Consider the following 25,805-nt stretch of genomic DNA (forward strand, 5'->3'; position numbering starts at 1 on the left):
CGGGTGGGCGACCATTGAGCCCGACAACGTGCCCGCCTGCAACGAACGTGGAGAAACCATGTCCACCTATATCGTCACCGGCGCGACCGGCTTCCTCGGACGGAGGGTCGTCGCCCGACTGCTCGAGCGCGAACCCGCCGCGACCGTCCACGCGCTCGTCCGTGCGTCCTCGGTCCCCCGCATCGAGCGGATGGCGTCGGAGTGGGTCGGCGGCGACCGCGTACACCCACTCGTCGGCGATCTGACCCAGCCCGAACTCGGGCTCGGCGACGAGCCGCCCGCGGCCGACCACATCATCCACCTCGGCGCGGTGTACGACATGACCGCATCCGCCGCCCAGTCGGAGGCGGCGAACGTCCAGGGCACCAAGGCGGTCATCGACCTCGCCCTGCGCCTCGACGCCGTCCTGCACCACGTGTCGTCGGTCGCCGTCGCCGGCGATCACGTCGGTCCCTTCACCGAGGACGACTTCGACCTCGGGCAGGGCCTGCCGTCGCCGTACCACGAGACGAAGTACATGGCGGAGAAGATGGTTCGCGACGCCGTCGGGCTGCGGTGGCGGGTCTACCGTCCGGCGATCGTGGTCGGTGACTCCGAGACCGGCGAGATGGACAAGATCGACGGTCCCTACTACTTCTTCACCGCCATCAGGCTTCTCGGCGCGCTGCCGCACCTGTTGCCCGCTGTGGTCCCCGAGGTCGGCGACACCAACGTCGTGCCCGTCGACTACGTGGCGTCGGCGATGGTCGAGCTGATCCACGCGAGCGGACTCGACCACCGCGCCTTCCACCTCGTGAACCCCCGCCCGCAGTCGACCCGCGAGATCTTCGGAGCCCTCGCCAAGGCGGACGGCGCGCCGACCGTGGTCGGTTCGGTGCCCGCGCCCATCTCGACCGGGGCGCTGCGGCTCAGCGAACTGCCCGGCATCAAGATCGCCCGCGACCTCCTCCTCGATCAGGTCGGGATCCCGCCGGTGGTGATCGACCACCTCACCTTCCCGTCGGTGTTCTCCTCGGAGAAGACGCAGAAGGCGTTGGCGGGCAGTGGGTTGGCCGTGCCCGAGTTCTCCCACTACGCCGACGTCCTCTGGCGCTACTGGTTCACCGAACTCGACCCGAACCGTGCGCGCCGCCCCAACCCGGCCGGGGAACTGGCCGGGCGTCGGGTGATGATCACCGGCGGCTCCTCGGGCATCGGGCTGGCGACCGCGCACAAGGCGGCGCGTCGTGGTGCGCGCGTCATCCTCGTGGCCCGCGGGGCCGAGGACCTCGAGGCGGCCGTCGACGAGATCCGCGCCTCCGGCGGCGACGCCCACGGATATCCGTGCGACATCACCGACGACGAGTCGGTCGACATGATGGTGAAATCCGTTCTGGACGAACACGATCACGTCGATTTCCTCGTCAACAACGCCGGCCGCTCGATCCGGCGCGGCGTCGTGTACTCGACCGAGCGCATGCACGATTTCGAACGGACGATGAGCGTCAACTACTTCGGCGCGGTCCGCCTGGTGCTCGCCCTGCTGCCCGGGATGCGTGAGCGTCGCTTCGGCCACATCGTGAACATCTCGTCGATCGGTGTGCAGACCAAGGTGCCGCGGTTCTCGGCGTACGTGGCGAGCAAGGCCGCGCTCGACGCGTTCAGCGACGTGATCGCCTCGGAGGTCCACGACGACGGCATCACCTTCACCTCCATCAAGATGCCGCTGGTGCGTACGCCGATGATCGCGCCGACCACCATCTACCAGTCGCTGCCCACCTCGTCGCCGGATGACGCCGCCGACATGGTGATCCGGGCGCTCGAGAAGCGTCCGGTCCGCATCGACACCCCGGTCGGCACCATCGCGGAGTTCACGGGCATGTTCGCCCCGCGGTTCAAGAACGCGTTGCTGCACCAGGCGTACCGACTGTTCCCGGAATCGGCTGCGGCCAAGGGGGAGAAGCCGGTCGAGTCGTCGACGGGTTCGGACAAGGCCGGCAAGAAGTCGTCGCGTCCGCCGGTGCCCGTCCCCAACGCGGGGCTTCCGGAGTCGGCCAAGCGCATCGCGCGGCTGATCCCCGGCGTCTACTGGTGAGCTGACGCCGCTGCGGAAAACTGCCCCGAGAGCGGTGTCCGAGGGGAATATGCCCTCCGTGGTCCCTCAGGGGGACGTTTTCCGCAGAAGCGGCAGCAGCTATCAGCGCCAGGTGATGTCGGCCTCGGCGAGGCGCTCGAGCCGGCCCGCGACCTCGGCGTCGAGATGCCCGCTCACCGGCACGATGCTCAGGCTGACGTCGCCGCCGCGGATGGTCGCGACATCGGTCCCGGGCAGCGGTTCGGGACCGGGTTCGAAGGTGAGGGCGTAATCGGGTCCGTCGCCGGTGTAGCCGATGCGGCCCATCGGGAAACGGTCGGGCGTGGTGGCGACGAGGCGCGCGGTCGCGTCGTGCTCGGGTGCGGGCACGTTGACGTTGAGCACGGTGCCGTCGGCGACGAGATCGCGCGGTGCGGCCGAACCGAGCAGCGCGACAACGATTCTCGTGGTCGCATCGAACTGCGCGATGGCGGGCTCGGTGGCCCACGGCAGGTCGGTCGACACCGCGACCGCGGGCACCGCGAAGCTCGCCGCGGTGACCGCTGCACCGACGGTGCCCGAGAAGTGCACGGCCTGGCCTGCGTTCGCGCCGGCGTTGGCGCCGGAGACGACGATGTCGGGTGCGGCGTCGGCGAACACCTGCGAGAGCCCGAAGATCACCGAGTCGGCCGGCGACCCCTCGACCGACCAGACGTCGATCTCCCCGTCGGGGCGGGTGACCGTGAGGTCGCGGCCCGCGCTCAGCCGTGCGCTGGCCCCGCTCTGATTGCCCGAGGGCGCCACCACGGTCACCGCGTGCCCGGCCGCCCGGAGCCCCTCGGCGAGGGCGACGATCCCCGGCGCCTGCCATCCGTCGTCGTTGGTCAGCAGGATGCGCAGGCTCATGGGAGACGACGCTATCGGCCGACCGCCACCCGACGCACGCGGGCCGGGCACGATGGGGGAGTGCCCGAAGGTGACAGCGTCTATGTGGCCGCCCGCAAGCTCGACGTGCTCGTCGGCCGGACGGTGACCCGTGGCGAGCTGCGCGTTCCCCGACATGCGACCGCCGACCTCTCCGATCACACGGTGCTGGGACTCGACACGCACGGCAAACACCTGCTGACCAGGTTCTCCGACGACCTCACGCTCCACACCCACATGCTGATGAGCGGCACGTGGACCGTCTCCCGACAGGGCAAGTGGCTGCCGCGCGACCTCATGGCCGAGGTACGGGTGCTGCTGCGCACGGCCTCGGCGTCCGGTGGTGACGGTCCCGCGGCGTACGGCATCTCGATGCCGATCGTCGAGTTGATCCGCACCCGCGATGAACACACCGTGATCGGACACCTCGGCCCCGATCCGCTGCGTGCCGACTTCGACGCCGACGAGGCCGTGCGCCGCATGACGGCCGACCCTGACCGCGCCGTCTCGGCCGTTCTCCTCGACCAGCGCTGTGTCGCGGGCTTCGGCAACCTGTGGGTCAACGAGCTGTGCTTCCTGCGCGGACTGAACCCGTGGACACCGATCGGCGAGGTCGACGTGCCTGCGCTCCTGCGTCTCGGAGGCACGGCGCTGCATCACTCGGCGACGGTGCGCGGCGCCTATCAGGTCACCACCGGCAACAGCCGCCGCGGAGAACAGCACTGGGTCGCCGGCCGGCGAGGCCGTCCGTGCCTGCGGTGCGGCACACCGATCCGCGTGGTCGCCGAGGAACCCAACGACCCCGAGCGCCGACGGACCTGGTGGTGCCCGCACTGCCAACCCGGGCCGGAGGCCCCACCCCGGCGCTGATCCATCCTGTCTCCGCACGTGCGGCTCACAAGACCGATCGCAGACGCGTATGCGTAGAATTCCGCGCGTGGAACAGATCCGCGTCCGACGCGCCGCCGAACTGCTCGGTGTCAGCGACGACACCCTGCGCCGATGGATCGCCGCCGGCGAGGTGTCCTCGACGACCGACGACGCGGGCCGCACCGTCGTCGACGGCGCCGACCTCGCGCGGCTGGCCAGTCGCCGTGCCCCCGAACCGGTCGCCGACGGCATCGGCGCCGAACGCTCGGCCCGCAACCGCTTCGTCGGCCTTGTCACCGACGTCCGCTCCGACACCGTGATGTCGCAGGTGACCATGCAGTGCGGGCCGTTCGAGGTCACGTCGCTGATGAGCACCGACGCCGTCCGCGACCTCGGCCTCGAGGTCGGGGTCGTCGCCACCGCACTCGTGAAGGCGACCACCGTGATCGTCGAACGCCCCGACAGCTCCCTCGAGAAAGAGAACTGATGAACCGCAACCGGATTCGTCTCGCTGCTCTCGCGATGACCGTCGCCGCACTCGCGACCGCGTGTTCGTCGAACGACAGCGGGTCGTCGGCATCGGACTCGTCGTCGCCGGGTTCCTCGGCGAGCGGCGCGCCCGTGACGCTGACGGTGTTCGCGGCCGCGTCGCTGAAGAAGGGCTTCACCGAGATCGCGCAGGACTTCGAGAAGGCGCACCCCAACGTCACCGTGAAGACCACGTTCGACGGGTCGTCGGCTCTGGTCACCCAGATCAAGCAGGGTGCGAGCGCCGACGTCATCGCCACCGCCGACCAGAAGACCATGACCTCGCTCGGTGCCGATGCGCTCGACCCGACGACGTTCACCCGCAATGTGCTGACCATCATCACCGCGCCCGGCAACCCCAAGAACATCACCTCGGTCCGCGATCTCGCCCGCTCGGGTGTCACGACGGTCCTGTGTGCCCCGCAGGTCCCGTGCGGCAACGCCGCCGCGACCGTCGAGAAGAACACCGGCGTCGACATCCGCCCGGCCAGCGAGGAGACGTCGGTGTCGGGCGTGGTGACCAAGGTGACGAGCGGTCAGGCCGACGCCGGCCTCGTTTACACCTCCGACGCCAAGGCCGCCGGGTCGAAGGTCGCGGCGGTGAACGATCCCGCCTTCGCCGCGGTGGTCAACGAGTACCCGATCGCGACGGTGAAGGGCACGCAGCACGCCGGCGAGGCCAAGCAGTTCATCGACCTCGTCACCGGCACCGAGGGTCAGCAGGTGTTGAACGCGTTGGGGTTCGGCGCCGGACGGTGAGAAAGCAGCCGGGCGCGCGCGGTGTACCCGTCTGGCTGTACCTGCCCGCGCTCGTCGGGTTGGCGCTCATCGTCATCCCGCCGATCGCGCTCACCCAGCGTTTGCCATGGCGTGACTTCGTCTCGTCGATCACCTCCGAATCATCGCTGCAGGCACTGGAACTGAGCCTGCGCACCGCCGTGGTCAGCACGGTGCTGTGTGTGATCATCGGGGTGCCGATGGCGGTGGTGTTCGCCCGATCCGACGGAGTGGTCCTCCGTGTGGTGCGCGCTCTGGTGCTCCTGCCGCTCGTGCTGCCGCCCGTCGTGGGCGGCATCGCACTGCTGTATGCGTTCGGACGCAAGGGGCTGATCGGTGAGCACCTCACCGTCCTCGGCATCGACATCGCCTTCTCCACCACCGCGGTGGTCCTGGCGCAGACCTTCGTGGCGTTACCGTTCCTGGTGATCAGTGTCGAAGGGGCGCTGCGGGTCTCCGGCTCGTCGTATGAGCAGGTGGCAGCCACGCTCGGCGCCGGACCGACCCGCACGCTGCTGCGGGTCACGGTCCCGCTGGTCGCCCCGGCACTGCTCAGCGGGCTGGTACTCGCGTTCGCCCGCGCGATGGGCGAGTTCGGCGCGACGATCACGTTCGCCGGCAACGCGCCGGGCGTCACGCAGACCGCGCCGCTGAAGATCTACGTCGACGAGATCAACGACCCCCAGCAGGCGCTACCGTTGTCGTTCGTGCTCATCGTCGTCGCGCTCGTCGTCGTGATCGCGGTGCATCTCCGTCGGCCCGGTGCGGGGAACGCGCTGTGACACTGCGTGTGCGGGCGACGTCGGCCGCCCCGGACCTCGATGTCGACATCACGGTGCCCGACGGGTCGACGGTGGCGGTGCTCGGTCGCAACGGCGCGGGCAAGAGCAGCCTGCTCAATCTCGTCGCGGGTCTGTTGCGGCCGACGAAGGGCTCGATCAGCGTGGGCGGGCGGATCCTTGTCGACGACGACACCTTCGTCGCACCGCACCGACGATCGGTCGCCCTGCTGGGCCAACAGTCGCGACTCTTCCCGCACATGACGGTCGCCCGCAACATCGCCTTCGCCCCCGCCTCGGCACGCCTGGGACGCCACGAGATCCGACAGCGGGTAGAGCGGTGGGCCGATGCCGTCGACGTCACCGACCTCCTCGACCGCAAGCCGCATCAGCTCTCCGGTGGGCAGGCGCAACGGGTCGCCGTCGCCCGCGCGCTCGCCGCCGACCCCGCGGTGTTGCTCCTCGACGAACCGTTCTCGGCGCTCGACGTCGACGTGGCGGCGCGCCTGCGCACCCTCGTCGGACGGGTTCTCGCCGACCGCGGACGCATCGCGCTGCTGGTCACCCACGACCTCGTCGACGCCGTCACCCTCGCCGACACCGCCGTCGTGATCGCAGGGGGTCGGGTCACCGCGCACGGACCGGTCCGCGACGTACTCGCCCGTCCCACCGACGATTTCGCCGCACGGCTGGCCGGGCTCAACCTCGTGACCGGTCGCTGGGACGGGGAGGCCGTGACCGCCGACCGCCTGCGGGTCGTGGGTGAACCGTCGGCGGATGCCGTCCCCACCACAGGCGGCGGCGCGACCGCCGTCTTCGATCCGGCCGCGGTCGCGGTCTACACCGAGCCGCCGGCCCACGGCAGCCCGCGCACGGTCATCGCGGCCCGGGTCTCCGAGATCGCACCGGCCGGCTCCCGTGCCTCGGTCCGCTGTGTCGCAGGACTCGCCGAGATCACCGCCGAGGTCAGCTGGGCTGCGGTCGCCGACCTCGGACTCGTTGCCGGAACAGATGTGTGGCTGACGGTGAAGGCGGCCGAGGTGACGGTCTACCCGGCGCGCTGACCGTCCGCGCTCGACGACCATCAGGTGTCGAGCAGGGCCGGCACGATGATCTCCTCGACCTGCAGACGGCGCCGGGTCAGGCCCTGCTCATGGCTGTACCGCAGGAAGGTGTCCAACGCAGTGCGATTGGCCGAGGTGCCGTAGGGCCACCAGTCGTCGCCGAACAACGCCCGGTTCGATGCGAACAGGTCACTGAACCAGGGCGTGATGACGGACATGTGCTGCTTGGACGCCCCCTCGAGGTACTGCTTCTGGACGATCGTCTTCGCCTCGTCGAACCCGGCGTACAGATCGCGCATGAAGGCCGCGTCCGCGGCGAGCTCACGGCGGACCGCGATGGCGTGCATCATCGGGAAGATGCCGGTGCGCTCGTAATAGTCGCGTTCCACCGTGCGGTGATCGGGGAAGAGTCGGCGGATCCTGTGCGACGTGCCGTCGAGAAAGGCACGCGGGACGTCGACGGAGAGCAACGCGTCGACCTCGCCGCGCTCGAGCATCTCCGCCAACGTCTGATCCGGCCCGGCGTGACGGACGTCGACGCCCTCGGGGACCGGCTGGGGGATCCAGTCGAACGACGGTATGGGGTGATCGGTGCCGCCGATGACCCACGACATCTGGTCTGGGCTGATCCCGTACTCGTCGTGCAGGACCCCCTTCATCCAGACACCCGGATCATGCCCCCAGAGGGCGAACTCCCCGACGACCTTGCCGACGAGGCCGGACGGGTGGTCGATCCCCGCGTCCGCGTTGACGAACAGCGCCGAATGGCGGAAGTTGCGGTTGGGGAAGATCGGCAGCGCCAGGAACGGCGAGTCGTCCTGCTCGAAGGTGCGGACGAAGTAGGTCAGCCCGTATTCGGCGATGTCGAGCCCGCCGCCCGCCGCCTCGCGGAACAGATCCGAGATGAGATCAGCACTCACGAGGGGCTTGTCGACACCGTCGATGTCGACTCGTCCGTCGAAGAGCGGCTCCGTGTGTTCGTAGCGGTACACGCCCATGCGGTGTGGTGCTCGCATCATCTCGTCGTCCTCTCTGTCGGCCGCACCACGACCGCGCTCAGGGTTCGACGACCGGGTGCTGATCTCTCGATCCTTGATACTCTGGAGTCGACTCCATGTCTAGAGTTGACTACAAATTTGGGGAGATCGGTGTTAGGGTCGCGATCGTGACCGAGGCCAGTCTCCGAGAGCGCAAGAAGCGACGCGCGCGTGCCGAGATCGCGGATGCTGCAGCACGTCTCTTCGGTGAGCGTGGGTACGAGAACGTCTCGGTGGCAGACGTCGCCGCCGCGGCCGAGGTCTCGCCGCAGACCGTCTACAACCATTTCGGGACGAAACGGGACCTCTTGTTCGACCGTGACGAGGAGGTCACGTCCACGCTCGTGCGGCTGGTGACCGCCCGACCCCGCGGGGTCTCGCCGGTCGCGGCGGTCCGGCCCGCTTTCCTCGCCGAGGTCGACATCCTGCGCGGGAGGTCGCCCGGCGAGTCGGCGGGCGACCTACCCGCGTTGTGTGCGACGAGCAGCGAGGTGCGGCGCTATGTTCTCGAGTCGCGTGACCGCCAGGCGGATGCGCTGACGGCCGCGATCGTCGACACGGGCGACGAGGACGAACTGTTCACAGCGAAAGCCTGTGCGGCCGCGCTCCTGTCGGTTCTGCAATCGTTCGTCGACCACGTCGGACGCCGCATCGTCGACGGTGCACGCCCCGGTGATGTCGCCGACGAGGTCGAACCGATGGTGGCGGCGGCGCTCGACGGTCTGGAGCGCCGATGCTCTCCGCGCCGTCGGAGAACGCGGGCGGACTGACCTCAGTCGGCGTGGACGACGTCGAAGACCTGCTTCTGGATGCCGTTGCCGTAGGCCTCGTGTTCGACGAGGCGCAGACGCGAGCTGTCCTTGTCCGCCTCGCTGAACAGGCGCTTGCCCGCGCCGAGCAGTACCGGGAACACCAGCAGGTGGTAGCGATCCACGAGGCCGGCGTCGGCGAGTGATGCGCCCAGAGATGCGCTGCCCTGCACCAGGATCGGGCCGCCTTCGGTCTCCTTCAGTGCGGCGACGTCGTCGACCGAGCGCAGGATGGTGGCCGGCCAGCGGTCGTCGTCGGACTCCAGCGATGTGGAGACCACGTAGCGGGGGAGGGTGTTCATCTGGGCGAACTCCTCCATCGTCGGCCACACCGGCGCGAACGCCTCGTAGGAGGTGCGACCGAACAGCAGGGCGGTCGACTCCTGCTGTTCGCGTCCCTTGATCTCGTATGCGGCGGGATCGAACTCGATGCCCTCGAAGGTCCAGCCGGAGTTGCGGTAGCCGGGCTCGCCGCCGGGGGCCTCCATGACCCCGTCGAGTGAGACGAACGCGGTGATGATCAACGGGCGCATGGCAATCCTCCGGATGTGTGGGTGGGGCGATCTGAAGGGGTAGACCGGTGTGGAGTCAGGAAGTCATCGCGCGTCGTCGGCCGGCTGGTGATCCCGGTTGAGCTCGATGACCCGGGCCTTGAGGTGGCGGTACCCGCGGACGCTGAGCGAGCCGATCGATTTGAAGAAGTAGCGCTCGTCGTCGACGGCGTCGGCGAGCTCGGCGTCGCACAGCGAGGTGCCGGGGCGCGCCGATCCGGTGAGTCGGGCCGCGATGTTGACCGGTTCGCCGAAGACGTCGCCGAACCGGGTGAGCACGCGCCCGTAGGCGAGACCGACCCGCAGCGGCGGGATGTCGTGCTGCTCGGTGAGCGTGTGCAGCTCGAGCGCGATCTGTGTGGCCTGCACCGGGTCGGCCACGGTGAACATCACCGCGTCGCCGAGCGTTTTCACGATCTGCCCGTCGTGCTCGGTGATGATGTCGTTCGCGCGGCCCTCGAACGCCTCGAGCAGCGCGTTCAGGTCGTCCATGCCGATCTTGCGGGAGAGGCTGGTGTAGCCGACGATGTCGCAGAACCCGACGACGAGTTCGTGCCCGACGGCGTCGTCGGGCACGCGGTCGGAGTCGATGTTGCGCAGTGCGGCGGCGAGGTGGCGACGCCAGATGAGGGTCTGCACACGGCTCATCGCCATGGCCATCTGACCGAGGCTGGTGTCGACGCCGCTGTCGCGATCGAGCTCGTCGAGCCGGTAGGCCTGCCAGTCGGCCAGACGCGACATCGTCTGCCCGATGGCGCGCGCCGCGGCGACCGCCTGACCCTCCGGCGCCGAACGGTAGGCCGCGATGACCAGTCCCATCGCCGAGAGATCGTCCTCGGTGAAGATCGGCTGATCCCGCGAGTCGTGCGCGAAACCGAACGCCCGCCAGATCTCGTCGGCGAACTGCGGGTCGATGTCGAGTTCGCTGACCGCCTGATCGCGGGTGAAGACGCGGGGACCGCCGAGCAGCATCTCCTCGACCGCGGCCAGTCGATCGTGCGGGGGATCGCCCTGCGGGGTCTCCTCGGCAGCGGTCACAGTCCCAGAACGCCTTTCATCATCAGCGCGAGTTGTCCGGGGAGCTCCGGTCGGTCACGTCCCCGCCGCATGCGCATCGCGTCGTTGGCGATGCTCAGTGCTGCGTGCACGGTGACCGCGGCCTCGGCCCGGGGGAGTCCGGGGTCGATCTCGCACACCAATTCGATCCAGCGTCGCACGTACTGGCGCTGTGCGGCCAGCAAATCGCGCGCATCGACATCGCGCAGCACGGTGCCGTTGTGGAAGGCGACGGCGAGGTCGGGTGTCGCGGTGAGGACCGTGACGTAGGAATCGGCGAGCCGCGACAGGAATTCGTGCGGTGTGCGCGACGCGGCGTGGGCGGCCATCGCGCCGGCCTCGAGCCGCGCGGCGCTGCGCTGACCGATGCTGGTGAGGATCGCGACCTTGCTCGAGAAGTGTCGGTAGACGCTGGGCCCGGTGATGCCGACGGCCTCACCGATCTCGTCGACACCGACGTTGCCGAACCCGCGGCGTTCGAACAGATCCGACGACGCGTCGAGGATCTCGTCGCGACGGCCCATCGGTTCGGGCCCGGGCAGTGCACCGGTCTCGAGCAGCGGTGCGTCGGCGGTGCGGACCGACACCACCCGGGTGATGAGCAGGCGCAGCCGGGCGTGCGCCCGCGCCGCCGGGATACGGGTCGCGTGCATGCTCGTGCTACCCGCGATGCTCAGCGCCGCCCACGCCAACTGGCGGGCGCCGCGGTCGTCGAGGTCGGCCCGCCCGACCTGCAGGGCGCGGGCCCACCGTGCGAGCACCGCCGTGGTGCGGGTGGCGACCTCGCGGTTCTGGTCGTCGGAGAGGAAGGCGCCGTTCCAACGCCACAACACCGCGGCGTCGGGGCGGCGGATACCCATGGTGCAGATGCTGTCGACGAGGCCGTCGAGGCGCGCCGGATCCTCGGGGGCCAGGCCGTCGGCGCGGTCGAGGGCGCGGTCGGTGCAGGCCTCGAGGTCGTCGACGCCCGCCAGCACGGCGGCGGCGAGAAGTGCCTGCTTGTCGGCGAAATGGCGGTACACCGAGGGGCCGGTGACCCCGGCGGCCTTCGCGATGTCGGCGACTGACACGTGCGAATAGCCCCGCTCGCCGAACAGCTGCGCCGCGAGTGCCACGAGTTGGCTCTTGCGGTCGGCCGGGCGGCGCGTGACGGGTGGGTCGGTGGCGGTCATGGTGAACAGACCTTAGCGCAGAAACTGACCCCGCCGACCGGTTTGACGAGCCGGTATAGCCAAACAAGTTATCGAGCGTTAGCCTCATGCTCAAGAGTTGCCCGGGTATCGGACCCGCCAACCGAAGATGTACATCGGAAAGGAACATGCACCATGAGTGACGCATTCATCTACGAGGCGATCCGCACGCCTCGCGGCAAGCAGCGCAACGGTTCGCTGCACGGGATCAAGCCCGTCGATCTGGTGGCCGGACTCATCGGTGAGCTCCGCACCCGCTTCCCCGACATGGACCCCGCCGACATCGACGATGTCGTGCTCGGCGTCGTCTCGCCTGTCGGCGAGCAGGGCGCGGTCATCTCGCGCACCGCCGCCCTCGTCGCCGGCCTGCCCGACACCGTTCCCGGCACCCAGATCAACCGCTTCTGCGCCTCGGGCCTCGAGGCCACCAACCTCGCCGGCCAGAAGGTCGCGTCGGGCTGGGACAACCTGGTGATCGCCGGTGGCGTCGAGTCGATGTCTCGTGTGCCCATGGGCTCCGACGGTGGCGCCATGTTCCAGGACCCGGCCACCGCCTACGACCTGTACATCGCCCCCCAGGGCATCGGCGCCGACCTCATCGCCACCCTCGAGGGCTTCAGCCGTGAGGACGTCGACGCCTACGCCGTCGAGTCGCAGAACCGCGCCGAGGCCGCCTGGTCGGCCGGCTACTTCGCCAAGTCCGTCGTCCCGGTCAAGGACATGAACGGCGTCCTGGTCCTGGACCACGACGAGCACCGTCGTCCCGGCTCGTCGGTCGAGTCGCTGGGCAAGCTCAAGCCCGCGTTCGCCGGCATGGCCGAGATGGCCGGGTTCGACGAGGTCGCCAAGCAGAAGTACCACGCCGTGGAGAAGATCAACCACGTCCACACCGGCGGCAACAGCTCCGGCATCGTCGACGGCGCCGCCCTGGTGCTCGTCGGTTCGGCCGAGGCGGGCAAGCGTGCCGGCCTCACCCCACGCGCACGCATCGTCGCCACCGCACAGACCGGCAGCGATCCCACGATCATGCTCACCGGCCCCACGCCGGCCACCGAGCTGGTGCTGAAGAAGGCCGGACTCACCGTCGACGACATCGATGTCTTCGAGCTGAACGAGGCGTTCGCCTCGGTCGTCATGAAGTGGATGAAGGACCTGAAGATCCCGCACGAGAAGACCAACGTCAACGGTGGCGCGATCGCGATGGGCCATCCGCTCGGCGCGACCGGCGCGATGATCCTCGGCACCGTCGTCGACGAGCTCGAGCGCAGCGGCGGCCGCTACGGCCTCGTCACCCTCTGCATCGGTGGCGGCATGGGCGTCGCGACCATCATCGAGCGCGTCTGACGCACCGGCCTCACCCACACACGACTGCTTCTCACTAAGGACACTCGAAACACATGAGCGACAACATGATTGCCTGGGACAAAGACGCCGACGGGGTCGTCGTCCTGACCATGGACGACCCGAACCAGGGCGCGAACACCATGAACGACCTGTTCATGAGCTCGCTGGAGGCCACGGTCGACCGCCTCGAGGCCGAGAAGGACGACATCACCGGTGTCGTCCTCACCTCGGCGAAGAAGACCTTCTTCGCCGGTGGCGACCTCAAGGACATGACCAGCGACCGCGGTGAGCGCGACAAGGTGGAGATCGCCACCGAGATCACCAACCGCACCAACCATCTCAAGAAGAACCTGCGTCGCCTCGAGACCTTCGGCAAGCCCGTCGTCTCGGCCATCAACGGTGCCGCGCTCGGCGGCGGGCTCGAGATCACCCTCGCCACCCAGCACCGCATCGCCGCGGACGTGAAGGGTGCCTCCATCGGGCTGCCCGAGGTCACCCTCGGCCTGCTGCCCGGCGGCGGCGGTGTCGCACGCACGGTGCGCCTGCTCGGTATCCAGAACGCGCTCATGGGCGTTCTGCTGCAGGGCCCGCGCATGCGCCCGGAGAAGGCCAAGGAGACCGGCCTCATCCACGAGGTCGTCGGCAGCGTCGAGGAGCTGCTCCCGGCCGCCAAGGCGTGGCTGAAGGAGAACCCCGAGGCCGTGCAGCCCTGGGATGTCAAGGGATACAAGATCCCCGGCGGCTCGCCGTCGAGCCCGTCGCTCGCGCAGGTGCTCCCGGCCATGCCGGCCATCCTGCGTCGTCAGCTCAAGGGTGCTCCGATGCCCGCACCGCGCGCCATCCTCTCGGCCGCGATCGAGGGCGCGATGGTCGACATCGACACCGCCACCGAGATCGAGACCCGCTACTTCGTGTCGCTGGTGACCGGCCAGGTCGCGCAGAACATGATCAAGGCGTTCTTCTTCGACCTCAACCACATCAACGGCGGCGGCTCGCGTCCCGACGGTTACGACAAGTGGACCGCCACCAAGGTCGGCGTCATCGGCGCCGGCATGATGGGCGCGGCCATCGCGTACGTCTCGGCCAAGGCCGGTATCGACGTCGTGATCAAGGACATCGATCTCGATGCGGCCAAGCGCGGCAAGGCTTATTCGGAGAAGCTCGAGGAGAAGGCGCTCTCGCGCGGCAAGACCACACAGGAGAAGTCGGACGCCCTCCTCGCCCGCATCCACCCGACTGTCGACGCGGCAGACTTCAAGGGTGTCGACCTGGTGATCGAGGCGGCGTTCGAGTCGGTCGACGTCAAGCACAAGGTGTTCCAGGAGATCGAGGACATCGTCGAGCCCGACGCCGTGCTCGGCTCGAACACCTCGACGCTGCCGATCACGATCCTCGCCGAGGGTGTGAAGCGCTCCGAGGACTTCATCGGTATCCACTTCTTCTCGCCCGTCGACAAGATGCCGCTGGTGGAGATCATCAAGGGCGCGAAGACCTCGGATGCGGTGCTGGCCAAGGTCATCGACTACACCCTCGCCATCAAGAAGACCCCGATCGTCGTCAACGACAGCCGCGGCTTCTTCACCTCGCGCGTCATCGGCACGTTCATCAACGAGGCCATCGCGGCCGTCGGTGAGGGCGTCGAGCCGCAGATCATCGAGCAGGCGGGCCAGCAGGCGGGCTATCCGGCTGCGCCGCTGCAGCTCTCGGACGAGCTCAAGCTCGGCCTGATGCAGAAGATCCGCAAGGAGACGCAGGAGGGCGCCAAGGCCGAGGGCAAGGAGTTCCCCGACCACGGTTCCTACGAGGTCATCGACCGCCTGCTCGAGCAGGGCCGCGACGGCAAGACCGCGGGCAAGGGCTTCTACGACTACGACGAGAACGGCAAGCGCACCGGCCTGTGGCCCGGACTGCGCGAGGAGTTCAAGTCGGGCAGCAAGGAGGTCCCGTTCCAGGACCTCATCGACCGGATGCTGTTCGCCGAGTCGCTCGAGACCGTGAAGTGCTTCGACGAGGGTGTCATCACCTCGATCCCCGACGCCAACATCGGCTCGATCTTCGGTATCGGCTTCCCCGCGTGGACCGGTGGTGTCGTGCAGTACATCAACCAGTACCCCGGTGGACTGCAGGGCTTCGTCGATCGCGCGAAGGACCTGGCGTCGAAGTACGGCAAGCACTTCGAGCCCCCGCAGTCGCTGGTCGACAAGGCCGCCAAGGGTGAGAAGTACTGATCTGACCTGAGGTCGACAGACACGACAGAGCGGCCCGGTTCCTCTACGAGGAGCCGGGCCGCTCTTCTGTGTGTGCTGACTGGGCGGAAAGGGCCATCGAGTGTGCTGACCTCGATGGGTGAGAAGTGTTCTGGACTGCGCACACTCGATGCGGCGTTTCCGCCCCGTCAGCGGCTTGTGAGCCTTTGGGCTGGGTTGTACAGCCGCTGACGGTGCGGAAGCCCGTCGTCGAGTGTGCGTTGTTCGTTTGTCGGGTCACGGTGGGTTGTCAGCACACTCGACGGCGGTTTCCACACAGTCAGCCGAGGTGGTCGGGTTCGGCACGGTCGGCTGAGGTGGTCGGTTTCCACGCGGTCGGCACCGTGTGTCGGGGATACTGACATCCATGAATGACAACGCCGCGCCTGTCCTGCCCGACCACGAGGTCGTCATCGTCGGTGGAGGGTTCTCGGGCATCGGGGCCGCGATCCTGTTGGGGAAGGCCGGGTTCGACGACTACCTGCTGGTCGAGGACGGTGACGGTCTCGGTGGTGCCTGGCACTGGAACACCTATCCCGGCGTCGGGGTCGACATCCCGTCGTTCAGCTATCAGTTCTCGTTCGAGCAGCGCGCCGACTGGTCACGGGTGTTCGCGCCGGGCTCCGAACTCAAGGCCTACGCCGATGACTGTGTGCGCAAGTACGGCGTCGACGCACACACGCGACTCAACACGCGCGTGGTCGACGCCGACTTCGACGCCACGCACGACCTGTGGACGCTGACACTGCGCGGCGGCGAGACCCTCACCGCGCGCTATGTGATCGGCGCGACGGGTGTGCTCACGCAGCCCAAACCGCCCGAGATCGACGGCATCGACTCGTTCACGGGGACGGTGATGCACACCGCCCGGTGGGATCACGACGTCGACCTCGCCGGCACGCGCGTCGCGGTCATCGGCACCGGGGCCTCCGCCGTGCAGGCCATCCCGGCGATCGCGCCGATCGTCGACCACCTCACGGTGTTCCAGCGCACGCCCATCTGGTGTCTGCCGAAACCCGACGCGGCGATGCCCCCGGCCGCACGCACCGCACTCGGCGCCATCCCGGGTGCGAAACGTCTGGCGCGCACCCTGAGTCAGGTGTTCGTCGAGTTCAACTTCCCGCTGCCCGCGCACTTCAACGGCGTCCTGCCGATCGCGACGGTGGGCGAGAAGCTGGGCCGCCTCTACCTTCGCCGCGCCGTCGGTGACCCGCACACCCGGGCGAAGCTGACGCCGCGCTACGCCCTCGGCTGCAAGCGTCCCAGCTTCTCCAACGCCTACCTGCCGACCTTCAACCGCGACAACGTGACCTTGGAGACGTCCTCCATCTCCGAGATCACCCCCACCGGGATCCGGACCTCCGACGGCGCACTGCACGAGGTCGACATCCTCGTGCTGGCAACAGGATTCAAGGTGTTCGAGCGCGGGAACATGCCGCCCTTCGGTGTCCGCGGCATCGGCGGCATCGACCTCGACACCTGGTGGGACAAGAACCGCTTCCAGGCGTTCCAGGGCGTGAGCGTGCCCGGATTCCCGAACCTGTTCACCATCCTCGGGCCCTACGGCTACAACGGATCCTCGTACTTCAATCTCATCGAGACCCAGACGCGCCACATCCTGCGGTGCCTGCGCCGCGCCCGCGACACCGGCGCCACGCGGGTGGAGGTGAGCGAGGAGGCCAACACCGAGTACTTCGAGGCGATGCTGGCCCGACGCGGGAACCAGGTGTTCTTCCAGGGTGGTTGCGGCGGCTCGAACAGCTACTACTTCGACGACCACGGCGACGTGCCGTTCCGCGCATCCACCACGCTCGAGACGATGTGGACCAGTCGGCGATTCGATCTCGACAGCTACTCCTTCAGCTGATTCTCACCGGCGCCGGGAGCGGAGCGAGCGGGCCGATCAGACGCCGGCGCCGGGAGCGGAGCGAGCGGGCCGATCAGATTCCGGCGCCGGGCCGGTACATGCCCCACAGGGTGGGGCCGTCCGGGATGACGATCTCGCGGGTGATCTCGAAGCCGAAGCGCTCGTACAGTGGCGTGTTCCGCGCGTTGCTGTTCTCGAGGTAGGCAGGCCCGTCGACGGTCGCGAGTCGGTGTTCGAGAAGCGCACTGCCGCAACCCTGTCCGGTGACCACGGCGCCGAGGAGTGCGAGATACCAGAGGTCTTCGTCGGGGCGCGCGTCGTCCATGGCCCGTTGCACGACCTGCCCCCGCGCCGCGGCGGCCGGGCCCATCCTGCGCGCGAACACCGGGCCCGCGACCAGTCGGTGCCACAGTCCGGGGCGATGGCCCGGCGGGTCCCACGCCGCCGCGGCGGCCGGTTCGCCGTCGACGTGCGCGATGTCCGACGATCCGCGTGCGCAGTGCTCGTGGGTCATCAGGGCGTCGTAGAACGGTCCAATGCGCCTGCCGTCGGGAAAGATGAACCGCACCACCGGGTCGTCGGCGAACGCCCGGGCGAGGATCGCGGCCACCGTGTGCCGCTCGTGGGACCGGGCGACTCGTACCGCCGGGGACGTCATGGCGACCACGATAGCGAAGAAACGAGAACACGTTCTAGTCTGAGCGGGTGGACGTGACATACGAGGGCACCCGACGCGAGCTCACCACCGACAAGGGAGTGCTGCGCTATCACGAGGCGGGCGATCCCGACGCCCCGCCGCTGCTCCTGCTGCACGGCTCGGGACCGGGGGTGACGGGTTGGCGCAACTTCCGCGGCAACCTGGGCGCCTTCGCCGAGCATCACCGCTGCCTGGTGCTCGAGTTCCCGGGATTCGGCGTCAGCGACGCCTGGGAGGGGATGCCGGTGCTCAACGCCGGCAAGGCCGTGAACCTCTTCATGAACGAACTCGGCATCGACAGCGCGGCGATGATCGGCAACTCGATGGGCGGTGTCGTCGGGGTCAACCTCGCCATCCGCAAGCCCGAACGGGTCAGGAAGCTCGTCACCATCGGCGGTGTCGGCGGCAACCTCTTCAGCCCGTCACCCAGCGAGGGCCTGACGCTGCTGCAGGAGTTCGCCGACGACCCCGACCGCGACAAGCTCGTCCGGTGGCTGCGCGCGATGGTCTTCGACAAGGCCCTGGTGACCGACGATCTCATCGCCGAACGCTGGGAGGCGGCCATCGATCCCGACGCCCTCGCGACCGGTCGGGCGATGTACGGATCCGCGGCCTTCGAGATGCAGCAGCAGTTCATGGCCGCCGCCGACACCCCGCCCTACTGGGCGATGATGCACAAGGTGGCCTGTCCGACCCTGCTGACCTGGGGCCGCGACGACCGCGTGAGCCCGCCCGACATGGCGCTGGCGCCGATGCGACTCATCCCCGACGCGCAACTGCACGTGTTCCCGCGCTGCGGACACTGGGTGATGATCGAGGCGAAGGCGGCGTTCGAGGCGACCGTGCTGGCCTTCCTGGCCTGAGCGACGATCGCCTCCCACCTCGGAGGCGTTGCTACCCTGAAGCGTGAGCGGGGGCACCGGCGGGAGCGATCTCGTCGAACAGTGGGGCGATCTGGCGCGCAGCGTCGGTGCACGGTTCACCGACGGCCCGGCCTACGCCGCGGCCGCCGCCACCCTGCACCGCACCACTCCGCACACCGTCGCGATCCACCGCGGTGACGACCCCGTGGCGATCGCCGCGTTCGCGGCCCGGACGCTCGGCTCGGTGACCCTCGCCCGATCGATCGGCAACGGCCTCGGTCAGGGCGGCGACGTCATCGCGGTCGACGATCGCGCTGCCCACGCCCTCGCCGACCACCTCGCGCGGAGGCGACATGTCCTGCGCCTCGAGCAGTTCCCCGCCGACAGCCCACTGCTCGACGCGTTGGCCCGCGACCGGCACTGGCACGTCCACACCCAGGTCGTCTCGGAGATCCCGACGCTGAGGCTGCGCCCCGACGCCACCGCCCGCGACGTGCGCAGCGGACGCACGCTGGGTCAGCTGCGGTCGGCCCGGAGGAAGCTCGCCGCCGATGGGCGCGAAGTGGCCTTCGAACTGCTGCGCACCGCCGACGAACTGGACCGGCGATGGGAGGACATGCGGCGGGTCGCGGGACTCCGCGCCGACTCGCGACCCGACTGGGACGCCTGGCTCGCCGGAGACCGCGGCACGCTGGTGCGCACCGTTCTCGACGCCGAGGCCACCGCCGGTCGCCTGCGCATCCTCGGGATCACCGTGGGCGGGGTGTGGGTCGGTCACGACATCGCCGTCCGGTGCGGCACCACCTGGGCCCGGTACCTGACACACTTCGATCCCGACCACGCGCGACTGCAGCCCGGCCACCAGTTGATGGTGTGGATCGTCGACCACCATCGCGACCTCGGCATCGACCGCATCCATCACGGCCGCGGGTCGACCCCGGTGAAAGAGGCGTGGTCGAACCACGCGATCGACGCCGTCGACGTGTGGGCGGTGCCCGACACCGTCGTCGGCGCGCGGGCGCTCCCGCCGATCATGGTGGCGGCCGCGACCGCGCGAGCCGGTGTCCGAGCCGGTGTCGGTCGGCTGGCGAACCGCTCTTCCTGAGTGCTACTCGCCGGGGCCTGCGTCGACCACCTGCAACGCCACGTCGGCGAGCTTGGTGTTCGAATCCTGCGACAGCCGTGCCAGCAGTCGGAACGCCTCGTCGGAGTTCAGCGTGTAGCGCTCCATCAACATGCCCTTGGCCTGACCGATGATGTCGCGGTTGGTGAGCGCGGCGCGGATCTGTTCCTTCTCGCGCACCGAGGAGAACGCGATCGCGGCGTGCGCGGCGAACAGCGCCCCGATCGAGCGGGAGTCGTCGTCGAATGCGTCGACCCGGGTGCTGTGCAGGTTGAGGGCACCGAAGTTGTCGCCCTCGACGTAGAGGGTGAAGCAGAGCATCGAACGGATACCGAGCTCGGCCGCCGCGGCGCTGAACGCCGGCCACCGGGGCTCGTCGGTCATGTCGCGGATCCACACGGTGTCGGAGTGCAACGCCGAACGGATGCAGGGGCCCTCGCGGAGCTCGGCCTGCAACCGATCGGATTCGCGGGCGAGATCGCCGATCAGCACCGGGCTCTCGACGGCGGCCTTGCCGGTGACGAGCGTGATGCTGGCGTACTCGGCCCCGGGGATCGACTCGACGGCCGATGCGCTGATGGCGCGCAGGATCGTCTCGGTGTCCTTGCTCTCCGACCGCAGCCGGCGCGCCACGTCGGCCATCTGCGCCGGGAGGGCGGCGATGGGGGACGTGTCCTTCGCCGAGGCCGGCTGCGAGAGGATCCCGGTGTCGTTGGTCTCGCCGTTCATGTCAGCCAACGACTGCATGTGACTCCCCCCTCGGAGCTTCTCCCGTACTTCTTCGCTCAAGTGATCCATCTCGTGTGTGCTTTTTCTCCCACGGGGCCGTCACCGGGAGTGTGGCCACGCCCCAGCGAGACGGCCACCTCTCTCTAGATGTCGGTCGGGAAATCATAGCCAGCCCGCACGCTCCGCTGCGCCACAGCCACCGAACTGGTCCGACGAGATCATCATTCGCACGGCTCTCGATCTTCCGGCCTCACCAGATCCGGACGCGCTCCGCCGGATCGAGGTAGAGACGATCGCCGGGGCGCACGTCGAATGCCTCGTAGAAGGCGTCGACGTTGCGGACGACGCCGTTACAGCGGAACTCCGGCGGTGAGTGCGGGTCGACCGCGAGACGCGTGATGGCCGCGGCCTCCCGCAGTTTGCTCCGCCACACCTGCGCCCATCCGAAGAACACGCGCTGCAGACCGGTGAGACCGTCGATCCGCGGTGGCTCGGTGCCCTCGGTGGCCAGCCGATAGGCGACCAGGGCGATCGACAGGCCGCCCAGGTCGCCGATGTTCTCGCCGATGGTGAACGCGCCGTTGACCTTGTGGGACTCCTCGAGCCCGCGAGGGGTGAACTTGTCGTACTGCTTGATCAGGACCTTCGTACGCTTGCCGAACTCGGAGCGGTCGGCGTCGGTCCACCAGTCGACGAGGTTGCCGTCGCCGTCGTACTTGGCGCCCTGATCGTCGAAGCCGTGGCCGATCTCGTGTCCGATGACCGCGCCGATGCCGCCGTAGTTCGCGGCGTCGTCGGCGTCGGGGTCGAAGAACGGCGGCTGCAGGATCGCCGCGGGGAACACGATCTCGTTCATGCCGGGGTTGTAGTAGGCGTTGACCGTCTGCGGCGTCATGAACCACTCGTCGCGGTCGACCAGTCCGCCGATCTTCGCCAGCTCCCGGTCCTGCTCGAAGGCGGACGCCCGCGCGACGTTGCCGACGAGGTCGTCGGCCACCATCTCGAGACCGGAGTAGTCACGCCACTGCGCGGGGTAGCCGATCTTCGGGGTGAACCGGTCGAGCTTGGCGAGCGCCTTCTCCCGCGTCTGGGGACTCATCCAGTCGAGATCACTGATGTTGCCGCGGTAGGCCTCCACCAGGTTCGCGATCAGCTCGTCCATGCGTGCCTTCGCCGCCGGGGGGAAGTGGCGCTCGACGTAGATCTTGCCGACCGCGAAACCGATGGCCGCCTCGACGAGACCGACACCGCGCTTCCAGCGGTCGCGGTTGACCGGCGTGCCCGACAGGGTGCGGCCGTAGAAGTCGAAGTTCTCCTCGACGAACGCCGCGGGCAGATAGGGCGCCGCGGAGTGCACGACCTCCCACTGCAGCCACGTGATCCAGTCGGTGAGCGGGCGGTCGGCGACGAGGCCGCCGAGTCCGTCGACGAACGACGGCTGTCGCACCACGACCTCGTCCAGCGCGGCTTGTTCGACACCCAGGCCACGCGTCCACGCGGCGATGTCGAAGGCGCCTGCCACCGAGGCGATCTCGGCGAAGGAGCGCAGGTTGTAGGTGAGGTCGGCGTCCCGGCGCCGGACCACGTCCCAGTGGAAGCCCGCGATCGCGGTCTCGAGATCGAGAACCGTCGCGGCCTTCGTCTCGGCGTCGTCGATGCCGGCCAGCGCCAGCATCGCGCCGACGTGCGTGCGGTAGGACTCCCGGGTCTCGCGGTGCTTGTCCTCGGTGTAGTACGACTCGTCGGGCAGGCCGATACCCGACTGCGACACGTGCACGAGGTAGCGGTCGGACTGCTTGGAATCGGTGTCGACGTAGAAGCCCAGAGCGCCACCGGATCCCGCGCGCTGCAGCTCACCCATGACCTCGGCGAGCTCCTCGGTGGAACCGATCGCGGCGACACGGTCGAGCTGTGCGCGGATCGGGTCGAGACCGAGCGACTCGATGCGGTCGGTGTCCATGAAACTGCGGTACAGCGCACCGATCAGCTGTGTGTCCGACCCGGTCGGGGCGTCGGAGGTCTCGGCGCACTCGACGACGATGTCGCGGACGTTCTCCTCGGCCCGATCGCGCAGCGTGTAGAACGACCCGTCCATGGGGCGGTCCTCGGGGATCTCGTGCTCGGTGAGCCAGACGCCGTTGACGTGCTCGAACAGGTCGTCCTGCGCGCGAATCGACTCGTCCACCCAGTCGAGGTCGATACCGGAGCGTGCGGATGCGGAAGCGGTTGTGGAGGTCACCGTTCCATCCTGCCTGACATCGCCGCCGCGTCCCGGGCCGGCGAACCGGTTACTCGATCGTGACGGGACCGTAAGCGAAACGCGAACGTCAACGGTGTCATTAGTTATGTGACAGGAGTGAACTGACGTGGTGAAAGTTGTCATCTCGACCCGCGTGCGCGTCATCGCCGCGACGGTCGTCAGCGGTGTGTTGGTGTTGTCGTCCTGCGGTGTGTTCAGCGACGAGCCGAAGACCGACTCGCAGCGCATGCTCGACGTGTTCGCCTCGGCGATCTCGGCGCAGGACGCCGCGCGGGCCGCGGCCCTGACCTCCGCACCGGGCCAGGCCGCCACACAGATCGGCGACACCCTGGCTGGCATGCACGCCGAGTCGGTGTCGGTGTCGGTGACCGACCCCGTCGAGTACTCCGACCACACCGCGAGCTATGGCCTCACCACCACCTGGCACCTCGGGCGTGACCGTGAGTTCACCACCGAGACCACCGGCACCGCCCGGAAGCTGACCGCCGGTTGGCGGGTGCAGTGGGAACCGACCGTCCTCGCGTCGGGACTGCAGGCCGGCGGTGTGCTGCGCTCGATCCGCACCGACGCGCGCCCGGCGCCGGCGGTCCTCGATGCCGCACGCGCACCGTGGATGACGCTGCAGCCCACCAACGACATCGTCATCGACCCCGCCACCACGCCGAACCTGCCGAACACGGTGCGGCGTCTCGCCGCGGTGATCGCGCCGATCGCGCCGCTGGTCACCGGACCCGTCATCGACCGCAGGCTCGCCGACGCCGGTGGGAAGCCGGTGCAGGTCGTGTCGCTGCGCGACTCCGACATGACGGTGCTCGCCGGCAACCCGGCCGCCGTGCCCGGTGTCTCGGTGAACCGTTCGGGTGCGCTACTCGTCACCGACCGTCGGGTGAGCTCGCCCCTGACCGACGGGATCACGAACTACTGGCAGGCGATCCGCGACGCCACCTCGGGCTGGGCGGTCGAACTCGCCGACCGCAACGGCGCGGTGACCCGCCTGGCCGGTGCCCAGGGCCCCGCGGCCCCCAGCTTCTCCACCACGTTCGCCCCCGGCGTCCAGCTCACGGTCAACGAATCGGTCGTCGACGTCGCACAGCCGGCCACGATGCTCGTCCTCGACGCGCAGTCCGGGGCGATCCTCGCCGCGGCGAGCAACGACGCCGCCGACGCCGCGCAGGCGAGCACCGGTGGGTCGGTGCTGACCGCGACGACCACGCCGGGCAGCACGCTGACCCCGGTGACCACGGCGATCGCGGCCGCGTCGAAGGGCGACGACGAGAAGGCACAGAGACTGCTGCACGCGCTCGGACTCGGTGTCACCTACGCGATCCCCGGTGTGTCGATGCCGTCGGCGAACTCCTCGCGGGTCTCGGCCGCGGCGTTCGACCCGGACTCCCTGCAGGTCTCGCCGGTGTCGATGGGGGCCTTCGGTGTCGCGATGGCGCGGATGAGCTCCGTCGCGCCGACCTTCGTCTCCGGCGTGCCAACCACGGTGCGCGGCGGCGACCTCGGACCGGTCGACGCCGGCGTCTCGGCGGCCGTGAACGCCGCCATGCGCGCCACCGCGAAGACCGGCGACGCCAGCGACCTGACCGGGGCACCCGGACTGCGCGCCCTGGTGGGCACCAACGGCCCGCAGGGACCGGGGTGGTTCGTAGGGATCGTCGGGAAGCAGGTCATCGTCGTGCACTGTGCCGGCGAGCGATCCGGCTCGGCGGCCCTGCAGGTGGCCCAGAAGTACTTCCGCAGTCGCTGATGTGACCCGAGTCGTTGATCGAGCCGGGTCGGTGAGACCACCCGATCGCTGACATCATGGCGGCATGCGCAAGTTCTCGCGGTTCCTCGCGGCCTTTTTCGGTGTGCTGCTCATGCTCTACACCGTGGTCGGGCAACTGCTGGCCCTGACGCCGGTGCCGTGGATGTCGTGGATCCTGGCGGCGGGCTTCTTCCAGACCGTGTTCATCGCCATCGACACCCTGCGCGACACCCTCGGCATCTACAACCTGGTGATCGCACTGATCGCGCTCGCGCTCATCTTCCGCACGGTGCGACCGCGACGCTGGCGCCCCGAGGGCCTCAGCCGTCGGCGCACGATCGTCGCCGGGCTCGCCGGCTTCGGTGCGGTGGCGTCGGTGATCACGATGATCGTGGTGAGCGTCGGGGTCGCGAGCGCCGGAGCGGGTTTCGCGTTCTTCACCCCACCGACCCCCGGTGGTGACCTCGGGCGCGGGCCCGATCAGCGTGTCGTCACCGGGACCGTCGGCGCCACCACGCTGCACGCCGATCTCTACCGCCCCGACGGCGCCGGGCCGCACCCGGTGGTCGTCTTCGTCCACGGCGGCGCGTTCGTGGCCGGAGCGCCGGGGCCCAACCCGTACAACCGATTCCTCGCCGACCACGGCTATGCGGTGCTCGACGTCGAGTTCCGGCTGGCGTCGGCGACCGTACACAACTGGGACACCCAGGTCGGCGACGTGGGATGCGCGCTCACCTGGCTCACCCGCAACGCACAGCCCAACGGCTTCGACACGAGTCGCGTCGTGATGTTCGGGGAGTCGTCGGGCGGCAACCTCGCGATCAACGCCGCCTACATGTCGGTGACGAAGTCACTCACCCCCACCTGCGGTACCGCCGCCGAGATCCCGAAAGTGGTTGCGGTGGTGGGTGGCTACCCCGCGGTCGACCTGACCCAGGCGTACGCCGACTCGGCCATCGGCAAGACCGTCGGCATGCAGTTCGTCGGTGGCTCGCCCGAGGACTTCCCGGAGCGCTACCGCTACGTCGACGCGGCCAACCACATCACCGCGCAGTCGCCGCCGACCCTCATCGTCCAGGGCGGCGCCGACCATCTGGTGCTCGCGAAGTCGGTGAAACGCTTCGCGGGAAAGCTGTCCGCGGCCGGGGTGCCCAACCGCTACGTCGAACTACCCGCCCTCGGCCACGGTATCGGTGACACGTCCTCACCCGGCACGGCCGGCGCCAAGACCATGCGCGACGCCATCGTCAAATGGCTCGACCGGTACGTGCCCCGGACATCCTGA

At 69.0% G+C, this 25,805-nt stretch carries 22 protein-coding genes; 14 read left to right on the forward strand and 8 right to left on the reverse strand.

The genetic code is table 11. From position 1 onward, the window contains the following. Positions 1-58: 58 nt before the first annotated feature. Positions 59-2,074, forward strand: a complete 2,016-nt coding sequence (locus tag TU34_RS02285; RefSeq protein ID WP_045821220.1) for an SDR family oxidoreductase — start codon at positions 59-61, stop codon at positions 2,072-2,074. A 102-nt stretch (positions 2,075-2,176) separates the two neighbouring features. On the opposite strand, the gene surE is transcribed toward TU34_RS02285, so the two are convergent. Then, positions 2,177-2,959 carry a 5'/3'-nucleotidase SurE gene (gene surE, locus TU34_RS23410; RefSeq protein ID WP_052688626.1) on the reverse strand — a complete coding sequence of 261 codons (783 nt, stop codon included), beginning with the start codon at positions 2,957-2,959 and terminating at the stop codon, positions 2,177-2,179. Between the two features lie 60 nt (positions 2,960-3,019). Here surE and TU34_RS02295 point away from each other — a divergent pair, with 60 nt between their 5' ends. The 5 genes from TU34_RS02295 (at position 3,020) to TU34_RS02315 (ending at position 6,995) form a co-directional block, all read left to right on the forward strand. Further along, positions 3,020-3,847 (forward strand): DNA-formamidopyrimidine glycosylase family protein, encoded by an 828-nt coding sequence (locus TU34_RS02295; protein ID WP_045821221.1) that lies wholly within the window; start codon positions 3,020-3,022, stop codon positions 3,845-3,847. 67 nt (positions 3,848-3,914) lie between these two features. Then, positions 3,915-4,334 (forward strand): TOBE domain-containing protein, encoded by a 420-nt coding sequence (locus tag TU34_RS02300; RefSeq protein WP_045821222.1) that lies wholly within the window; start codon positions 3,915-3,917, stop codon positions 4,332-4,334. Beyond that, positions 4,334-5,134: a molybdate ABC transporter substrate-binding protein gene (modA, locus tag TU34_RS02305; RefSeq protein WP_052688628.1), complete on the forward strand. Its 801-nt coding sequence runs from the start codon at positions 4,334-4,336 to the stop codon at positions 5,132-5,134. The genes TU34_RS02300 and modA overlap by 1 nt, the downstream gene beginning before the upstream one ends. Beyond that, positions 5,131-5,934, forward strand: coding sequence for an ABC transporter permease (locus TU34_RS02310; RefSeq protein WP_045821223.1), 804 nt, complete (start codon positions 5,131-5,133; stop codon positions 5,932-5,934). Before modA ends, TU34_RS02310 begins: the two co-directional genes overlap by 4 nt. Then, entirely contained in the window at positions 5,931-6,995 is a 1,065-nt protein-coding gene (locus tag TU34_RS02315; RefSeq protein WP_045821224.1) for a sulfate/molybdate ABC transporter ATP-binding protein, read from the forward strand. Before TU34_RS02310 ends, TU34_RS02315 begins: the two co-directional genes overlap by 4 nt. A 20-nt stretch (positions 6,996-7,015) precedes the next feature. Here the strand turns inward: TU34_RS02315 and TU34_RS02320 are convergent, their stop codons facing one another. Continuing rightward, complete coding sequence (locus TU34_RS02320) at positions 7,016-8,014, reverse strand: substrate-binding domain-containing protein (RefSeq protein ID WP_045821225.1); 999 nt, start codon at positions 8,012-8,014, stop codon at positions 7,016-7,018. A 146-nt stretch (positions 8,015-8,160) separates the two neighbouring features. On the opposite strand from TU34_RS02320, the gene TU34_RS02325 reads away from it, so the two are divergent. After that, positions 8,161-8,802, forward strand: a complete 642-nt coding sequence (locus tag TU34_RS02325; protein ID WP_045821226.1) for a TetR/AcrR family transcriptional regulator — start codon at positions 8,161-8,163, stop codon at positions 8,800-8,802. A gap of 2 nt (positions 8,803-8,804) precedes the next feature. Here TU34_RS02325 and TU34_RS02330 read toward each other — a convergent pair whose 3' ends face one another. The 3 genes from TU34_RS02330 to TU34_RS02340 all read right to left on the reverse strand — a co-directional run bounded on the left by TU34_RS02330 (position 8,805) and on the right by TU34_RS02340 (position 11,620). Further along, positions 8,805-9,374, reverse strand: coding sequence for a dihydrofolate reductase family protein (locus tag TU34_RS02330; protein ID WP_045821227.1), 570 nt, complete (start codon positions 9,372-9,374; stop codon positions 8,805-8,807). Between the two features lie 63 nt (positions 9,375-9,437). Beyond that, positions 9,438-10,430: an adenylate/guanylate cyclase domain-containing protein gene (locus tag TU34_RS02335; protein WP_238981131.1), complete on the reverse strand. Its 993-nt coding sequence runs from the start codon at positions 10,428-10,430 to the stop codon at positions 9,438-9,440. Then, positions 10,427-11,620, reverse strand: a complete 1,194-nt coding sequence (locus TU34_RS02340; RefSeq protein ID WP_045821228.1) for a TetR/AcrR family transcriptional regulator — start codon at positions 11,618-11,620, stop codon at positions 10,427-10,429. Before TU34_RS02340 ends, TU34_RS02335 begins: the two co-directional genes overlap by 4 nt. A gap of 153 nt (positions 11,621-11,773) precedes the next feature. Here TU34_RS02340 and TU34_RS02345 point away from each other — a divergent pair, with 153 nt between their 5' ends. The 3 genes from TU34_RS02345 (at position 11,774) to TU34_RS02355 (ending at position 17,095) form a co-directional block, all read left to right on the forward strand. Then, positions 11,774-12,982 (forward strand): acetyl-CoA C-acetyltransferase, encoded by a 1,209-nt coding sequence (locus tag TU34_RS02345; protein ID WP_045821229.1) that lies wholly within the window; start codon positions 11,774-11,776, stop codon positions 12,980-12,982. A 53-nt stretch (positions 12,983-13,035) separates the two neighbouring features. Further along, complete coding sequence (locus tag TU34_RS02350) at positions 13,036-15,210, forward strand: 3-hydroxyacyl-CoA dehydrogenase NAD-binding domain-containing protein (RefSeq protein WP_045821230.1); 2,175 nt, start codon at positions 13,036-13,038, stop codon at positions 15,208-15,210. 385 nt (positions 15,211-15,595) lie between these two features. Beyond that, complete coding sequence (locus TU34_RS02355) at positions 15,596-17,095, forward strand: flavin-containing monooxygenase (protein WP_045821231.1); 1,500 nt, start codon at positions 15,596-15,598, stop codon at positions 17,093-17,095. Positions 17,096-17,168: 73 nt separating this feature from the next. Here TU34_RS02355 and TU34_RS02360 read toward each other — a convergent pair whose 3' ends face one another. Then, the gene (locus TU34_RS02360; RefSeq protein ID WP_045821264.1) at positions 17,169-17,753 is read right to left on the reverse strand and encodes an N-acetyltransferase; all 585 of its coding nucleotides are present in this window, start codon (positions 17,751-17,753) and stop codon (positions 17,169-17,171) included. Between the two features lie 47 nt (positions 17,754-17,800). On the opposite strand from TU34_RS02360, the gene TU34_RS02365 reads away from it, so the two are divergent. Next, on the forward strand, positions 17,801-18,655 hold the full coding sequence (locus TU34_RS02365; RefSeq protein WP_045821232.1) for an alpha/beta fold hydrolase: 855 nt from the start codon (positions 17,801-17,803) through the stop codon (positions 18,653-18,655). Positions 18,656-18,698: 43 nt separating this feature from the next. Beyond that, positions 18,699-19,760 carry a GNAT family N-acetyltransferase gene (locus tag TU34_RS02370; protein WP_045821233.1) on the forward strand — a complete coding sequence of 354 codons (1,062 nt, stop codon included), beginning with the start codon at positions 18,699-18,701 and terminating at the stop codon, positions 19,758-19,760. A gap of 3 nt (positions 19,761-19,763) precedes the next feature. Here the strand turns inward: TU34_RS02370 and TU34_RS02375 are convergent, their stop codons facing one another. Continuing rightward, complete coding sequence (locus TU34_RS02375) at positions 19,764-20,420, reverse strand: GAF and ANTAR domain-containing protein (protein WP_045821265.1); 657 nt, start codon at positions 20,418-20,420, stop codon at positions 19,764-19,766. Between the two features lie 337 nt (positions 20,421-20,757). Further along, on the reverse strand, positions 20,758-22,746 hold the full coding sequence (locus TU34_RS02380; protein WP_045821234.1) for a M13 family metallopeptidase: 1,989 nt from the start codon (positions 22,744-22,746) through the stop codon (positions 20,758-20,760). 127 nt (positions 22,747-22,873) lie between these two features. Here TU34_RS02380 and TU34_RS02385 point away from each other — a divergent pair, with 127 nt between their 5' ends. Both TU34_RS02385 and TU34_RS02390 read left to right on the forward strand, forming a co-directional pair. Further along, complete coding sequence (locus TU34_RS02385; RefSeq protein ID WP_328855958.1) at positions 22,874-24,520, forward strand: NTF2-like N-terminal transpeptidase domain-containing protein; 1,647 nt, start codon at positions 22,874-22,876, stop codon at positions 24,518-24,520. Between the two features lie 64 nt (positions 24,521-24,584). Further along, on the forward strand, positions 24,585-25,805 hold the full coding sequence (locus TU34_RS02390; protein WP_052688632.1) for an alpha/beta hydrolase fold domain-containing protein: 1,221 nt from the start codon (positions 24,585-24,587) through the stop codon (positions 25,803-25,805).

Source organism: Williamsia herbipolensis (genome assembly GCF_000964005.1).
In the GTDB taxonomy this organism is placed as follows: domain Bacteria; phylum Actinomycetota; class Actinomycetes; order Mycobacteriales; family Mycobacteriaceae; genus Williamsia_A; species Williamsia_A herbipolensis.